Here is a 13,518-nt window from a genome sequence, read left to right on the forward strand (position 1 = left end):
CCCCGGTCTCATCCCGCCGTGCGCTTGAGGGGGTCGGGCGGGAACCAGCCGGCCGCGACGACCCGGTCGGCCCAGGAGCCGAGGGTGGCCACCAGCTCGTCGAACCCGTCCGATCCCCCGTCGCTCCGCTCGCGCGAGCCCGTCAGGGCTTCCACCACCCGGTGCTGCCCCAGGTCGGTGGCGGCCTCGATCGCCTGGCGGGCGTCGCGGCCCGCCGCGGTGAGCCCGCCGTCCGCGACGAGGCCGCGCGCCTCCAGACGCGCGGACGCCGCGCTCATCGACTCCGGCGACCAGCCCCGCGTGCCGGTGTACTCGTAGAGGTCGAACCCGGCCCGCAGCTCGGTGAGGATGTTCGCCTCCAGGCCGTCGACCCCGGCCGCCACGCAGGCGGCGAGGTGGGTGTCGCCGCGGTGCTCGCGGTAGAGCGAGGCGACGTGCCACAGGCCGGTGTGCGCGTCGGTCGGCCAGGGCCGGTCGCGCAGGCTCGCGTAGAGCGGACGGCCGGCGAGCTCGCCGGGGCCGCCCGCGTCGAGCGCCTCGCGCAGCCGACGGGTGACCCGCCCGATCTCGGCCTCGTCGACGCCCTCGAGCGCGGCCCGCATCCCCTCGCCACCGCTCGCGGCGCGCACCGCCAGCAGCTCCTCGATCGAGCAGGTGGCCCGCGCCTGGCGCCACAGGTCGGCCGCGAGCCCCGGCTCGAACACCGCGAAGGTGGAGGCCACCACGCCGGGCGTGACGTCGCCCAGCGTGCAGCCCCGGCCCCCGACGTAGCCGGTGAGGAAGTTCAGCCCCGCCGTACGCAGCTGCTCGTGGGCGGGCGCGCTCCAGAGGTGGACCATCGCGAGCGGCTCGAGCACGTGCCGCAGCGCCAGGGCGGGGGTGTCGGGGGTGGGGGCGGTCGCACCCTCCCGCGGCTGGAGGAAGACCTCGCGGGCCTCGTCGAAATCCACGTGGGCGAGTGTGGCCCACGCCACGACGCCCCCGCGAGAGCGACCTATCCGGACGGCGGGGTCGGCGCGGGCTTCGGGGGCGTGGGCTTCGGGGGCGTGGCCGGGGTGGGGGCGTGCGAGTGCCCGTGTCCGTGGCCATGGCCGTGTCCGTGGCCGCTCGAGGAGGAGTCGCCCGCCGGTCGCAGGATCGGCTCGCCGGCCCGCAGCGGGACCTGCTCGTACCGGCCCTCGTGGGCGATGACCGGACGGGTGTCCCCGGCGAGCTCCGGGTGCTTCTCCTCGAGGCGCTGACGCTGTTCCCACTGCTTGCGCATCGAGGCGATGTACTCGCGGTTGCCGTTGTAGACCCCGCGCCAGGTCTGGGGCATCTGCTCGCGGGACAGCCCGGGGTCGGCGCGGCCGTGCAGCGCCGGCCGCGACGGCACCTTGCGGGACTCGCCCCCGCACTCCGGGCACGCCGGGGCCGCCGCGTCGCGGCCCATCAGCCGCTCGAAGCGCAGCCCGCAGTCACAGCGGTAGTCGTAGATCGGCACTCCGGTGCCCCTCCTTCGTCGGGGCCTGTGAGCACTGATCCGTGTCCAGACACGGATGAGTGCTCACAGGCGCGCAGCGCACCTCTACCAGTTCGAGATGGACTTCGCGAAGATGTCCGCGATGTCGTCCTCGGTCGGCGTCCGGGGGCACGTGGCGAGCAGCCGCTGCTGCTTCATCGTGCCCTCGACCAGGTCCGGGATGTCCGACTCGGAGAACCCGACCTCGCCGATGCCGTTCGGGATCCCGATGTCGCGCATCAGCTCGGTGACCACGTGCGGCAGCTGCTCCGACGCCTTGTTCTGCGTCTCGGCGTTCGGTCCGAGCATCCGCGCGGCCGCCATGTGCCGGTCGGGGGCGGAGTCGAACGAGAACCGGAACGCCTCGGGCGCCGTGAGCGACACCGACATGCCGTGCGGCACCATCGCCTCGTCCGACGGGTAGCCGGCCGGGTGGAAGTCCCGGACCTGCCCGGCGATCGGGTAGGCGTTCGCGTGCGGGATGTGCACCCCGGAGTTGCCGAAGCCCATCCCCGCGAACGTCGCGGCCATCATCATGTCCATGCGGGCGTCGACGTCGTCGGCCCCGCGGTGCACCGCAGTGCGGAACGACTTCGCCAGCAGCGACATCGACTTCTCGCACCACAGGTCCGAGACCGGGTTCGACCCGCAGTAGGTGACCCGCTGCTCGGGCTGCTTGCGGTCGAACGTCGTGTACCAGCGCGCGGTGTAGCTCTCCAGCGCGTGGCAGACGATGTCCATGCCCGACGCGGCGGTGACCTCCGGCGGGAGGGTCATCGTCAGCAGCGGGTCGACGACGGCGAGGGTCGGGCGCAGCCGCCAGTGGCTGATCCCGGTCTTCACCCGCAGCGACAGGACGTCGAGGACGCACATGGCGGTCGACTCGGAGCCGGTGCCCGCCGTCGTCGGGACGGCGATGAGGGGCTTGAGGGCCCCCGGCGGCACCTGGGCGTTGCCGACCGGCTTGTTGATGTAGTCCATCAGCTCACCGGGGAAGGTGGTGAGCAGGTTGACCGCCTTCGCGGTGTCGATCGCCGACCCGCCGCCGACCGCGACGAACCCGTCCCACGGGCCCTGCGTGGTGGCGTAGCCGATCGCCTTGTTCATCGAGTCGTCGGTCGGCTCGACGTGCACGCCGTCGAAGATCTCGACGGTCATGTCGTAGCGGCGGATCTGGTCGGCGATCCGGTCGGGCAGCCCGGTCTGCTGCATGCCCGGGTCGGTGATCAGGAGGATCCGCTTCGCGCCGTACTGCGAGAGGTCGAACCCGATCTCGTCGCAGGCGCCGGCGCCGAACTTCAGCGGCGGTGCACCCCACGTGAAGATCGACTCCTCGGTGGGGACGGGAGGGACGGTCACGTGTAGTGGCCTCCGTTCGAGACGGTCTTGAGCTCGTGGATCTGGTCGGCGTCGTGGCCGAAGACGACGGTGGCGTTCGTCTTCTCGGCGACGTCGCGGATCTTCTCGACCGACGAGAACCAGGACTCGAGGTTGTTCACGATCGCGGCGGGGACCGGCGGCGGCCCGTAGCTCGCACCCATGTACACCGCGTCCGAGGTGAAGATCATCGTCCCGGTGTCGGGGAGGTCGACCTGCATCGACATGGTGCCCGGCGTGTGGCCCGGGGTCTGGAGGAGCGTCACGCCGGGGAGGAACTCGGTGTCGCCCGAGACCGTCTCCCAGTTCAGGTTCTCGTAGTCGCTCTTGAGGTGCGCGCCCGTGAACGGCCCGTCGAAGCCGAACGCGAACTCCTTCTCCTTGTCCGAGCACACGAGCTTCGCAGGCGAGTCCTTGAACAGGTTCGCGTTGCCGCAGTGGTCGAAGTGCAGGTGCGAGAGCACCACGTAGTCGATCTGGTCGGTGCCGATGCCGAGCTGCTCGAGCCGCTTGTCGAGGTACTCGTCGTCGGAGACCTTGTCGTAGGGGAAGAAGTCGTTGAGGCCGGTGGGACCCCAGCGCTCCTCCCAGTCCGCGGGGCAGCTGGTGTCCCACAGCAGGGTCCCGTCGGGGGTCTCGACGAGGACGCAGTGCGTCGGCACGTCGACCCACTCGGCGGGGGACTCCTTCTGCTGGCGGGGCTTGATCGACCGCCCCGGCTGCAGGAGCAGCCACGTCAGATCGGCGGTCATCGCGCCGCAATCGAGAACGCTGACCTTGATGTCACCACTGGCCACTGCAGACCTCCGCGTCTACGCACTACGGGACCGACCCCCCGTGGGTGATCACACTGCCTGTGACCGGTGCCACCGTCAATCGCAGGGATGGCCCGATGCGCATGCGTGCAGCGCGGCGAATTCGGCGGCCAGGGAGACCGGCGTGTAGTGGGCGTTCAGGCCACTCGGGTTGGGCAGCACCCACAGCCGCGTGGGGCCGAGCGTCCGGTCCTGCTTCCCGACGACGGCCTTCGGCTCCCCGAAGGCGGTGCGGTACGCGACCACCCCCACGACGGCGAGCCACGCCGGCGCGAGGTCGGTGGTCAGCGCCCGCAACCGCTCCCCGCCGGCCCGCAGCTCGTCGTCGGTGAGCTCGTCGGCGCGGGCGGTGGCCCGGGGCGCCACGTTGGTGATCCCGAGCCCCAGCGCGGGCAGCAGACCCTGCTCGGCCGGGGCGAGGAGCCGGGGCGTGAAGCCCGAGGCGTGCAGGGCCGGCCAGAACCGGTTCCCGGGACGCGCGAAGTGGTGCCCGGTGTACGCCGAGACCAGGCCGGGGTTGATCCCGGAGAACAGCACGCGCAGCGGCGGGTCGTCCGGACCGGGCAGCACGTCGGGGAGCAGCCGGTCCCGCGCCGCCTCCAGGTCGGCCCGGGTCGGTCCCCGGCGTCGCGCGGTCGCCACGTGCGGCCACCCCTCCTCCGATGAACGAACGGCACTCTCGCGCACATAGAAGCTGCGAACGTGCCGCTCGTGCACGGCGGGGTGCGGCCGGACGGCCCAGCCGGTCGTCCCCAGCGGCATCCGGACCCCCGGTCGTCCCCAGCCTCGCGCGTGGCCGGGAGCGGACCCGACGTCGGGAGCGTCTGCAGGGATATGAGCGATGGATACACCGTGTCCCCGGACGCCCTGCGCCGCACCGTCGAGGACATCGAGTACGCCGTGGACGACGCGGCGAGGGCGGCCGCGTCGATGAGTGCTGCGGTCCGAGACCTGGCCCGGCTCGTCCCGGGGACCCGGACGGCGGAGCAGGCGCTGGTCCTGGCCCGGGAGTGGGAGGCCGACGCCGCGACCTGGCGGGCCGCGGCCGAGGCGTTGGAGGACCTGCTGGAGGACACCGCGACGGACGTCGGACTGGCCGACGGCGAGCTCGCGCGCCTGTTCGACGGCACGCGGTGACCGCGCTCGCCCCGGTGGCCGTCGCCCTCGCCGCGGCCGTGGACGGGTGGGAGCACGCCGTGTTCGCCCCGCAACTGCCGGACGCGTGGCGGGGCGCGGCGGCCGACGCGGCGCGGGGCGAGCTCGTCCGGCTGCTCGACCGCGGGGGCGGGCTGCTCGACCGGGCCCGGCGGCTGTCCGCCGTGCTCGCCGACGTGGCCGCCCGGGAGCCGTTCGACGACGCCCGGCTGGCCGACGCCCTCGCCCGGGCGGCCCGGAGCGGGCCGACGGCCGTCGGGCCGTCCGCCGACGGCCCGGCAGCGGCTGCCGTCGCGCACTGGTGGGCGGGCCTGTCGCCGGCGGAGCAGGAACAGCTGGTCGTCGGGCGCCCGGAGCTGGTCGGGGCCCTCGACGGCGTGCCGGCCGCCGTGCGCGACCGGGCGAACCGCGCCCGTCTCGCCGTGGCGCGGGCGGCCACCGAGGCGGAACTGGCGGGCCTGGCGCACGCCCGGGACGAGGCGACCGGGCTGGGGGAGCTGCAGGACGTCGAGGCGCGGCTGGCCGAGGTGCGCGGCCGCCTGGGACGGATCCTCGCGGTGGACGTGGCCGCCACCGACCACGCACTGCTGGCGCTCGACCCGGCGTCGGGACGGGCGGCCATCGGGATCGGGGACGTCGACGCCGCGCGGCACGTGGGCGTGTTCGTGCCCGGGTTCACGGCGCGGGCGGAGGACCTGCCCGCGCGCACGGCCGAGCTGGCGGCGATGACGCGGCCCGGCGTCGCCACCGTGGCCTGGTACGACTACGCGGCGCCCCAGTGGCCGGAGGTGCTCGACCCGGCCCGGTCCGTGCTGGGCACCCGGGCGGCGACCGCGGCGTCCGGTCGGCTGGCGTCGTTCCTCGACGGGGTGGGCGTCGGGGGCGCGCACGTCACGGCGGTCGGCCACTCGTACGGGTCGCTCGTCGTGGCGCAGGCCGCGGCGACCTCACGGGCGGTCGACGACGTGGTGCTGCTCGGCTCGCCCGGGGTGACACCCGTGCCCCGGCAGCCGACGTGGGTGGCGGAGGCCCGGTTCGACCCGGTGGCCGACGCGGGCTGGTTCGGCGCCGACCCCACCGTGCTGCCGGGCATCCACCCGCTCGCGACGACGGGCGCCGTGGGACACGGGGAGTACCTACGGCCCGGCGGGACGAGCGCCCGGAACGTCGCGGCCGTCATCGGCGGCCGCGTCGACGACGTCTCGGCCGATCGCACGATCGGCGTGGGCGACCGTCTGCGGGACCTGCTGCCCCGGTGAGCACGGCCGGCGGACCGGCCGTGCCCACCCGGGGTGCGGGACTAGCTGCCGGCCGGCTTGGTGCTGCCGGCCGAACCGTTCGAGCTCGGCGAGATGGCGTCCGTCGGGCCCTTCGGGGGGACGATGCCACCCGGCTGGTCGGGGTCGGGCACGGCACCGGCGGCCGCGGCCGGGGTGTTCGTGGACCCTGCGGCCGGGCTCGGGGCCGGCTTCGGGCGCGGGGCGGGCGGCGGCGGGGGCGGGAGCTCCGGCGCACGGCGGGTGGCGACGATCGCGATGCCGGCACCGAGCACGCCGAGGACGATCCAGAGGCCCCAGCGGCGACGCTTCTTGTCCTGCTCCGGCTCGATCCGCTGCGACACCTCGCGGCGGGCCGTCGTCAGCCCGTCCTCGAGCTGGCCGCGGACCGTGTCGCCGAGGTCGCGCAGCTCGCCGACCGAGGTCGGCACCGGGGACGACTCGAGCGCCTTGCGGGCCTCCTTGAGCGAGGTGGGCACCGGCGAGGCGTCGAGGGCCTTCTTCGCGTCGTTCGCGTAGGACTTCGCCTGCTTGCGGGCGTCCTTGGCGTAGGAGCGGGCCTGCTTGCGGGCGTCCTTCGCGGCCTTGTTGGCGCGCTTGCGCGTCTCCGCCCTGGCCTCCTGCGCGCGCTTGCGGGCCTCGGCCTGCGCGTCCTCGGCGCGGGAACGGGCCTCGGCGCGGGCGTCGAGCACCCGCTGACGGGCCTGGTCGGCGGCGGCGCGGACGTCCCGACGGACCTCGGCGCGCTTCTTCGCCCCCTGCTTGCGGGCCTTCTCGCGCTCCTTACGAGCCTGCGCGGCGGCCTTCTCGGCGTGCTTGGCCGCCTTCTTGCGGGCGCGGCGTCCTTCCTTGCGCAGATCGTCCAGGTCCTCCCTGGCACCGATCACGGTCTTGCTGCTCAACGGCGACACCTCACTCCTCGGTGGCGGCCGATTCTGCCGCCATTCCCCTGACTGCAAGTGCCCGACCCGCCGGTGCGTCACACCCGCTACGCCGTCGGTGGCACCATGACGTCCGTGACGAATGCCGAGAACGGCCCGACCGCGACGCTGCACACCTCGAACGGCGACATCACCGTCAACCTCTTCCCCGATCAGGCACCCAAGACGGTGTCCAACTTCGTGGGTCTCGCGACCGGAGAGGGCCAGTACAGCGAGCCGAACGCGAAGGGCTCGTCCAGCGGGCCGTTCTACGACGGAACGATCTTCCACCGGGTCATCGCCGGATTCATGCTGCAGACCGGGGATCCCACCGGAACGGGTCGCGGTGGGCCCGGCTACAAGTTCGGTGACGAGTTCCACCCCGACCTCCGCTTCGACCGCCCCTACCTGCTCGCGATGGCCAACGCCGGGCCCGGCACCAACGGCTCGCAGTTCTTCATCACCGTGGCGCCCACCACCTGGCTGAACCGCAAGCACACCATCTTCGGCGAGGTGGCCGACCAGGCGAGCCGCGACGTCGTCGACTCGATCGCCGCCACGCCCACCGGCCCCGGCGACCGCCCGACCTCCGACATCGTGATCGAGAGCGTCGAGATCTCGAAGTAACCGGACACCCACGGGCGGACGGGGACACTGGGGACATGAGTAGTAGTCCGCCGGGCGCGGACACCCAGGTCTGCGTCCGCCACCCCGACCGTCCGACCGGACTGCGGTGCACGCGCTGCGACCGGCCGGCGTGCCCGCAGTGCCTGCGAGACGCCTCGGTCGGGATGCAGTGCGTGGACTGCGTGACCGAGGGCGCCCGCACGCAGCGACGGGGCCGGGACCTGCGGCAGCCGACCGCCGTCGTCGTCCCGACCCTCATCGCGCTCAACGTCACCGTCTTCGCCTGGACCGTCGCCGACGCCGGCAGCGTGCAGGGCAACACCGGCGGCGCCGTCTTCGCGGGCGGCGCCCTCGTCCCGCTGCAGGTGGCGGGCGGCGACTGGTGGCGGCTGCTGACGTCGGGCTTCCTGCACATCGGCCCGATCCACCTGCTGTTCAACATGGTCGCGCTGTGGTTCATCGGGCGGGACATCGAGCTGGCGCTCGGGCGGGTGCGCTTCTCCGTGCTCTACGGGGCGTCGCTGCTCGGTGGCTCGGCGGCCGTGATGCTGTTCGGGTCGCCGGTCGGGGCGACGGCCGGCGCGTCCGGGGCCATCTTCGGCCTGATGGGTGCCCTCGTGGTGCTGCTGCGCCGGATGCGGCTGCCGGCGACGTCGGCGATGGTGATCATCGGGTTGAACGTCGTGTTCTCGCTGACGTTCCCCGGCATCTCGCTGCTCGGTCACCTGGGCGGACTGCTGGTCGGGACCGGGGTGGCCGTGGGCATGGCCTACGGGCCGGCGCGCTCACGCCCGGTCGTCGGCCTGTGGATCGCCGCGGCGGTCGTCGTCGCCCTCGTCGCCGCGATCGCGCTGCGCGACCTCTCCTTCGGCAGCGTCGTCTGCGGCGCCACCACCTGCCGCGTCGGCGGCTGAGGGGGCCCCGCCGCGCCCCGCCCGGGCGCGGTGGGCCTGGAGGGCGTCCGCGACGTCCACCGGGTCCGTCCCGAGTTCGAGTCGGCCGAGCACGAGCAGCCGCTCGGTCCCGTCGTCGTCGCGGGCGTCGATCTCCAGGTAGGCGGCCGGGAGCCCGAGCCGCCGCATGCGCACCACCCGGACGGCGTCCACGCGTGTCCAGGGCCAGACCCGGGCGCCGAGCAGGCCCCGCAGGGTGAGGCTGTCGTCGGTGGCCGCGAGCCGGGGGCGGGCGCGGAGCCCGAACACCGCGGCGGCGCCGACCGCGACCCCCGCGACGCCGAGCAGGAGACGTCCCGGCCCGTCGAGGCCGGAGAGGAACACCGCGGCCAGGAGACCGACGGCGCCGATCAGCCCGAGGACCACCGCGCCCCGGGGCGCCGACCACGCGATCTCAGGGTTGTCCACAGGCTCCGTCCACACTGGGGACGAATGACATCGGTGTGATTCAGCGCCACTTCATCGTCATGAGCAGGGAGATCACGACGAGCCCGAAGCCGATGAGGAAGTTGTAACCGCCGAGCTCGGCCATGAAGCGGATGTCCTCGCCGGCGAGGTAGTTGACCACCAGCCAGGCCAGCCCGACGATGCCGATCGCGAGCATGATCACGACGTACGCGGGGTGCGACGGCCCGGCGGTCTTCGCGGCGGCGGCCTGCGGGGGCGGGGTGTAGGTCGGCTTCTTGCGGACCTTCGACTTGGGCACGGGGATGCTCCTGGGGACGAGTGTGGAGTCCACGGTAGCGGAGCACGGACGGCCTCCGGCCGGATCCGTAGGGTGAGAGGCGTGCGGATCCTCGTCGTCGACAACTACGACAGCTTCGTCTACAACCTGGTGCAGTACCTCGCCCAGCTCGGCGCGGAGCCGGTGGTGCGCCGCAACGACGAGCCGGACGTCCTCGACCTCGCGGCCGACGTCGACGGTGTGCTGGTGAGCCCCGGTCCGGGCACGCCCGACGACGCCGGGCAGAGCCTCGAGGTGATCGGTCGCTGCGCGGCCGACCGCACGCCGCTGCTCGGCGTCTGTCTCGGGCACCAGGCCCTCGGGCAGGCCTTCGGCGGCGTCGTCGAGCGCGCCCCGGAACTGCGCCACGGGAAGACCTCGGCGGTCCACCACGCCGGCGCCGGGGTCCTGGCGGGCCTGCCCGACCCCTTCACCGCCACGCGCTACCACTCGCTCACGGTGCGGCCCGACTCGCTGCCCGACGAGCTCGAGGCCACCGGCTGGACCGCCGACGGCGTGCTGATGGCGATGCGCCACCGCGAGCTCCCGCTGCAGGGCGTGCAGTTCCACCCGGAGTCGGTGCTCACCGAGGACGGGCACCGGATGCTCGCGACGTGGATGGGCCAGTGCGGCCACCCGGTGGCCGAGGGCCTGGTCGACGAGCTCGTGCGTGACGTCCGCGCGCTCGCCCTCGCGGCCGCACCCCCCGTGCGGGGCTGACGCCGCGCGCCGGGCCTACGCTCCGGCGAGCCGACGCCCTCGGCGCCGGCCCGCCCGGCTCAGTTCCCGCTGGGGAAGAGCCCGTTGCCGCCGAAGACGCCGCCCCCGCCGCCGCCCCCGCCGCCCCCGGAGTAGCGGCCGACGGTGACCTGGATGGTGTCGGCCTTGCCGGCCTGGCTGCCCGAGGACGGGGTCTGGCTGAGCACCTTGCCGTCCTCGCCCGGGTCGTCGACGTTCTGCGAGGTGATCTGCAGGTTGCCGGTGAACCCCGCGTTGGCGAGGGTCTGCTTGGCCTCGTCCACGGACTTCCCGGTGACGTCGGGGACGGAGACCCGGTCGCCGCCGGTGACGGTCAGCGTCACCGTCGAGCCGACGGCCACCGTGCTGCCCGCCGCGGGGCTGGTCGAGGCGACCGTCGCGGCGCCCGAGGCGTCGCCGGAGACGGTGACCTCGAGGCCGACGCCCTCGAGCGTGGAGCGGGCGGTGGAGACGGGCTGGCCCGTGACGTCCGGGACCTTGATCGTCTGCCGCTGCTGGCCCACGGTCAGCTGGATGGCGGTGCCGGGGGAGAGCAGGGTGCCCGCGGTCGGGGTCTGCGAGAGCACCTTGCCGACCTGCGAGGAGTCGTCCACCGGCTGCTGCTGCGGCACCGGCGTCAGGGTGAGGCCGGCGGCCTGCACGATCTGCTGCGCCTGGTCGGCGGTCTTGCCGGTCAGATCCGGCGCCTGCACCCGGTCCGGGCCGCGACCGACCCGCATGGCGATGACGGTCTGCGGCTCGACCTCCGTGCCCGCCGCGGGGTCGGTGCCGAGCACCTTGCCCACCTGCGACGGGTCGGAGGCCACCGGGACGAGGTTGGGCTTGAGCCCGGCGCCGGTCAGGGTGCGGAGGGCGACGTCCTGCGGCTGGTTGCTGACGTCGGGGACGGCCAGCTGGTTGTTGCCCGGGGAGAACAGGAAGAACAGGCCGGCGAGCACCGCGGCGACCGCCACGATCCCGCCGATGATCCCCAGCCGCCGCCGGCCGCGGCGTCGCCGTTCCTCCTCCTGCTCGGCCTGCCAGGCGGCGAAGTCGCCGGCCTCGGTGGCCGGACCCGTCGCGTAGGCCGCGGGGCCGACGGCGCGGGTGGGGCCGGTCATCAGCGTGTTGCGCTCGTCCGCGGTCATCACCAGCGGGGCCTCGACCTGCTCGCCCTGGAGCACCCGCACCAGGTCGTCGCGCATCTCGCCCGCGGTCTGGTACCGGTTGAACGGGTTCTTGGCCAGGGCCTTGAGCGTGATCGCGTCGAGCGCGGCCGGGACCGCCGGGTTGAGCTCGGACGGGGCCTTCGGGTCCTCCCGCACGTGCTGGTAGGCCACCGCGACGGGGGAGTCGCCGGTGAACGGCGGCTGTCCCGTGAGGAGTTCGAAGAGCACGCAGCCGGTGGAGTAGACGTCCGAGCGGGCGTCGACCGCCTCGCCGCGGGCCTGCTCGGGGGAGAGGTACTGCGCGGTCCCGATGACCGCCGCGGTCTGCGTCAGCCCCTGCTGGGCGTCCGACAGCGCCCGCGCGATGCCGAAGTCCATCACCTTGACCGCCCCGGACGGGGTGATCATGACGTTGGCCGGCTTCACGTCGCGGTGGATGATGCCGTGCCGGTGGGAGAAGTCGAGGGCGGAGCAGACGTCGGCGGTGACCTCGCAGACCCGGAAGGGGTCCATCGGTCCGCCGGACTTGACGATGTCGCGCAGCGTCCGCCCCGGCACGTACTCCATGACGATGTAGGGCAGCGGGATGTCGTCCGCCCACGTCTCGCCGGTGTCGTAGACCGCGACGATCGCCGGGTGGTTCAGCGAGGCGGCGTTCTGGCCCTCGCGCTGGAAGCGGATCAGGAACTGCGGGTCGCGGGCGAGGTCCGCGCGCAGCACCTTGATGGCGACGTCCCGGCCGAGGCGGACGTCCCGGCCGCCGTGGACCTCGGACATGCCGCCGTAGCCGAGGGCGGGCCCCAGCTCGTAGCGGTCGGACAGGAGGCGGGGAGTGGTCATCCGAACTCCTGACAGGTCACGGTGACGGTGTCACCGCGCTGGACCTCACCGGTGGGGGAGACGTAGAGCACCCGGCAGGCCGACGGGTCGGTCGGTTGCCCGCCGAGGACCGTGCGGACCGTCGGGGAGAGGCCGTCCTCGCGCAGCGCGGCGGTGGCCACGGAGGCGGAGCGGCCGACGTAGTCGATGTTGCTCACGGACACCGTGTTGCCCGACGCGGACGTGGTCGTCGTGGCCCGGCTGCGCGTGGTCGTGGTGGTCGTCGGCGGGGCCGTCGTCGTGGTCGTCGTGGTGGGAGCGGCCACCGGGGGCGGGGCGCTCGTCTCGGTGTTCGACACGAGCACGTAGGCGAGGATGCCGAGGACGACGAGCACCCCGACGACGGCGGCGATCGTGCCCCACGGCCCGCGGCGGGCGGGCTCGGGGCGGTGCCCGTCGTCCCAGCGGTCGCGGCGCGGCGGGGGCGGGGCGGAGGGACCGTCGTAGGTCGAGGCGGGCGCGACCCGGGTGGCGGGGTTGACCGCCTCGGTGGCGGCGGTGGCCGCACCGGGGCGGGGCACCGGCTCGCCCCGGCGGACCGCGGCGACGGCGCGGGCGAACTCCCCGCCGTTGGCGTAGCGCCCGCGCGGATCCTTCGTGAGCGTGAGCTCGATGAGCTGGCGCACCACCGGCGGGACGTCCGGCGGCAGCGGCGGCAGCGGGTCGCGGATGTGCATCATCGCGACCGTCACGGCGTTCTCGGAGAGGTACGGCCGGCGCCCCGCGAGGCACTCGTAGCCCACGACGCCGAGCGAGTAGACGTCCGACGCGGGACCGGCGTCGCCGCCGCCCGCCTGCTCCGGCGCGATGTAGTGCGCGGTGCCCATGACCATGCCCGACCGGGTGACCGGCGCCGCGTCGATCGCCTTCGCGATGCCGAAGTCGGTGATCTTCACCTGGTTCGACGGCGTCACCAGGATGTTGCCGGGCTTGACGTCCCGGTGGACGAGGCCGCGCTCGTGCGCGGCGTCGAGCGCGTAGCCGGACTGCTCGAGGATGTCGAGCGTGTAGTCCACGCCGAGTCGGCCGTGCACCGAGAGGATCTGGGCGAGCGGCTCGCCGCGGACCAGCTCCATGACGAGGTAGGCCACCGGCACCTGGATGGTGCCGTTCGCCGTCGTCCAGTCCGTGGTCGTCTCGCCGTAGTCGTGGACCGCGGTGACACCCGGGTTGTTCAGCGAGGCGGCGGTGCGGGCCTCGGTGCGGAACCGGTGCAGGAACTCGGGGTCCCCGGAGAGCTCGGCCTTGAGGATCTTGACGGCGACGGTGCGGTCGAGGCGGGTGTCCTGGGCCTCCCAGACCTCGCCCATCCCGCCGATCGCGATGCGTCGGCCGATCCGGTAGCGGTCGGCGAGCAGGGTTCCCGTGGTCGGAGCCATGGTG

At 73.9% G+C, this 13,518-nt stretch carries 14 protein-coding genes and 1 pseudogene; 5 read left to right on the forward strand and 10 right to left on the reverse strand.

The window, feature by feature from the left end:
- Positions 1-8 precede the first annotated feature (8 nt).
- From BJ983_RS22350 to mug, 5 genes are all read right to left on the reverse strand, one after another.
- The gene (locus BJ983_RS22350; RefSeq protein WP_179795828.1) at positions 9-950 is read right to left on the reverse strand and encodes an SCO6745 family protein; all 942 of its coding nucleotides are present in this window, start codon (positions 948-950) and stop codon (positions 9-11) included.
- A 44-nt stretch (positions 951-994) separates the two neighbouring features.
- Positions 995-1,483: an FmdB family zinc ribbon protein gene (locus BJ983_RS22355; protein ID WP_179795829.1), complete on the reverse strand. Its 489-nt coding sequence runs from the start codon at positions 1,481-1,483 to the stop codon at positions 995-997.
- 84 nt (positions 1,484-1,567) lie between these two features.
- Positions 1,568-2,860, reverse strand: coding sequence for an iron-containing alcohol dehydrogenase (locus tag BJ983_RS22360; protein ID WP_179795830.1), 1,293 nt, complete (start codon positions 2,858-2,860; stop codon positions 1,568-1,570).
- Positions 2,857-3,630 carry an N-acyl homoserine lactonase family protein gene (locus BJ983_RS22365; protein ID WP_179795831.1) on the reverse strand — a complete coding sequence of 258 codons (774 nt, stop codon included), beginning with the start codon at positions 3,628-3,630 and terminating at the stop codon, positions 2,857-2,859. Before BJ983_RS22365 ends, BJ983_RS22360 begins: the two co-directional genes overlap by 4 nt.
- Before the next feature lie 120 nt (positions 3,631-3,750).
- The gene (mug, locus tag BJ983_RS22370) at positions 3,751-4,335 is read right to left on the reverse strand and encodes a G/U mismatch-specific DNA glycosylase (RefSeq protein WP_179795832.1); all 585 of its coding nucleotides are present in this window, start codon (positions 4,333-4,335) and stop codon (positions 3,751-3,753) included.
- 192 nt (positions 4,336-4,527) lie between these two features.
- On the opposite strand from mug, the gene BJ983_RS22375 reads away from it, so the two are divergent.
- Both BJ983_RS22375 and BJ983_RS32490 read left to right on the forward strand, forming a co-directional pair.
- Positions 4,528-4,830, forward strand: coding sequence for a hypothetical protein (locus tag BJ983_RS22375; protein WP_179795833.1), 303 nt, complete (start codon positions 4,528-4,530; stop codon positions 4,828-4,830).
- On the forward strand, positions 4,827-6,107 hold the full coding sequence (locus BJ983_RS32490) for an alpha/beta hydrolase (protein WP_179795834.1): 1,281 nt from the start codon (positions 4,827-4,829) through the stop codon (positions 6,105-6,107). Before BJ983_RS22375 ends, BJ983_RS32490 begins: the two co-directional genes overlap by 4 nt.
- Positions 6,108-6,148: 41 nt before the next feature.
- On the opposite strand, the gene BJ983_RS22385 is transcribed toward BJ983_RS32490, so the two are convergent.
- Positions 6,149-7,027, reverse strand: coding sequence for a hypothetical protein (locus BJ983_RS22385; RefSeq protein WP_179795835.1), 879 nt, complete (start codon positions 7,025-7,027; stop codon positions 6,149-6,151).
- Positions 7,028-7,141: 114 nt separating this feature from the next.
- Between BJ983_RS22385 and BJ983_RS22390 the strand changes: the two genes are divergently transcribed.
- A complete protein-coding gene (locus BJ983_RS22390; protein WP_343054302.1) occupies positions 7,142-7,672 on the forward strand; it encodes a peptidylprolyl isomerase in 531 nt (176 codons plus the stop codon).
- Between the two features lie 35 nt (positions 7,673-7,707).
- Positions 7,708-8,586 carry a rhomboid family intramembrane serine protease gene (locus BJ983_RS22395; protein ID WP_179795837.1) on the forward strand — a complete coding sequence of 293 codons (879 nt, stop codon included), beginning with the start codon at positions 7,708-7,710 and terminating at the stop codon, positions 8,584-8,586.
- Between the two features lie 36 nt (positions 8,587-8,622).
- On the opposite strand, the pseudogene BJ983_RS31820 reads toward BJ983_RS22395, so the two are convergent.
- Positions 8,623-9,048 (reverse strand): annotated as a pseudogene (locus tag BJ983_RS31820) (PH domain-containing protein); the annotation flags it as partial.
- A gap of 25 nt (positions 9,049-9,073) precedes the next feature.
- Entirely contained in the window at positions 9,074-9,331 is a 258-nt protein-coding gene (gene crgA / locus BJ983_RS22400; RefSeq protein ID WP_179795838.1) for a cell division protein CrgA, read from the reverse strand.
- An 81-nt stretch (positions 9,332-9,412) separates the two neighbouring features.
- Between crgA and BJ983_RS22405 the strand changes: the two genes are divergently transcribed.
- Positions 9,413-10,069 carry an aminodeoxychorismate/anthranilate synthase component II gene (locus tag BJ983_RS22405; RefSeq protein WP_179795839.1) on the forward strand — a complete coding sequence of 219 codons (657 nt, stop codon included), beginning with the start codon at positions 9,413-9,415 and terminating at the stop codon, positions 10,067-10,069.
- A gap of 59 nt (positions 10,070-10,128) precedes the next feature.
- On the opposite strand, the gene pknB is transcribed toward BJ983_RS22405, so the two are convergent.
- Positions 10,129-12,096, reverse strand: coding sequence for a Stk1 family PASTA domain-containing Ser/Thr kinase (gene pknB, locus BJ983_RS22410; protein ID WP_179795840.1), 1,968 nt, complete (start codon positions 12,094-12,096; stop codon positions 10,129-10,131).
- The gene (locus tag BJ983_RS22415) at positions 12,093-13,514 is read right to left on the reverse strand and encodes a protein kinase domain-containing protein (RefSeq protein WP_179795841.1); all 1,422 of its coding nucleotides are present in this window, start codon (positions 13,512-13,514) and stop codon (positions 12,093-12,095) included. Before BJ983_RS22415 ends, pknB begins: the two co-directional genes overlap by 4 nt.
- Positions 13,515-13,518 lie beyond the last annotated feature (4 nt).

Source organism: Actinomycetospora corticicola, from assembly GCF_013409505.1.
Lineage (GTDB): Bacteria > Actinomycetota > Actinomycetes > Mycobacteriales > Pseudonocardiaceae > Actinomycetospora > Actinomycetospora corticicola.